This is a genomic window from Bartonella sp. AD328YNZD, from assembly GCF_042196425.1.
The window spans coordinates 1-1,503 of sequence record NZ_JBHIQG010000471.1 but is presented as its reverse complement, the minus strand read 5'-3'; the positions used below and the strand labels follow the sequence as shown (position 1 = coordinate 1,503).

2 protein-coding genes and 1 pseudogene are annotated in these 1,503 nt (G+C 39.9%); all 3 read left to right on the top strand.

The genetic code is table 11. From position 1 onward, the window contains the following. A pseudogene (locus ACFIO3_RS12915) lies at window positions 1-76 on the top strand (exonuclease); the annotation flags it as partial. A 111-nt stretch (window positions 77-187) separates the two neighbouring features. Continuing rightward, window positions 188-802, top strand: coding sequence for a hypothetical protein (locus ACFIO3_RS12910; protein ID WP_375608889.1), 615 nt, complete (start codon window positions 188-190; stop codon window positions 800-802). Window positions 803-805: 3 nt separating this feature from the next. Then, window positions 806-1,330: a hypothetical protein gene (locus tag ACFIO3_RS12905; RefSeq protein ID WP_375608890.1), complete on the top strand. Its 525-nt coding sequence runs from the start codon at window positions 806-808 to the stop codon at window positions 1,328-1,330. The last annotated feature ends 173 nt before the right edge of the window (window positions 1,331-1,503 follow it).

Here is a 1,503-nt window from a genome sequence, read left to right as displayed (position 1 = left end):
GATCAATAAAGCGGTCGAAATCTTTTTAGGGGAAATAGAACAAGAGATGCAAAAGATTTTGGCAAAAGCTGCTTAAACCTATGGGGGTGCTCTCTCCTCCCAGCACCCCCACCCATTTACTAACAACTTTTAACACATGCGTGCTTCACGCTACGGGTGGATTGTACGCAAATAAAGGAAATAAACCATGGAAAAGAAATATGAACTTACTGATGAAACAATTGAGTTTAGAGGAAAAACTCTTCACCGCATTCGTGCATTAAAAAATTTTGGAGACGTCAAAAAAGGAAATCTTGGCGGTTTTATACAAAATGAAAGCAATCTTTCACATGATGGCAATTGCTGGGTTGGTGATGATGCAAAAATCTATGGTTATGCCAAGGTTTTGGGAGATGCACATGTTTATGGAAACGCTTGTGCTGATGGTTTTGCAAGAGTTTATGACAAAGCCAAGGTTTTTGGTAATGCTTATATTGATAACATTGCTGATATTTACGAAAATGCATGTATTTTTGGTAGTGCATGTATTACCGGACAAACTAATATTTTTGGCAATGCTCAGATTTTTGGACATGCTCATGTTTTTGCCAGTGCACAAATCTACGAGAATGCACAAGTTTCCGGTGGTGCGTTTATTAGTGGAAAAGCTAAAATTTATGGAAATGCTAAAATTTATGACATTCCATTGATTTCCATCAGAGCAAAAGTTGGGGGAAATGCCAAAATCTGTGGTGAAGCATTTATTCAGGGAAACGCAGAGATCATCAATGATGAAATTATTTCAACAGGTGAGAGGCAATAAACCATGAAAAAATATGAACTTACTGATGAAACAATCGAAGTTGGGCGCAAAACGCTCCGCCGCATTCGTGCATTGAGAGATTTGGAGGACGTCAAGAAAGGTGATCTTGGCGGCTATATCGAGAAAGAAGACAATCTAAGTCATGATGGCAATTGCTGGGTTGGGGGTTATGCCAAGGTTTATGATGATGCTAAGGTTTACGAAAATGCACATGTTTACGGTTATGCCGAGGTTTACGACAATTCTCGTATTTATGGCAAAGCAGAAGTTTTCGATGAACCGTGCATTTACGGTCATGCAGAAGTTTACGGTGATGCATATATTTGCGGTGAACCGCACGTTTTTGATAATGCAGAAGTTTATGGCAATGCACAAGTTTACGAAGAGCCATACATTTACGATAGGGCGCGTGTTTACGGTGATGCGCATGTTTACGGTCATGCAAAAATTTACGGTGATGCATGTGTATGTTGGAACGACTGGATTGATGACGATAGAAGAATCTCAACTAGAGAAAAAACCAGATGAGAAAATAACGAACTACTAATCTTATAGTATCTCTATAAGCCGTTTCTAACACCGAAAAACCAACTTTTAAACACCAGCGTGATTCACGCCACGGGGGAATTGCATCTAAAATGAAGGGGAACAGATATGGCACACCGCCCACCTACTATAACACAACCAGCCATTGCACGTGC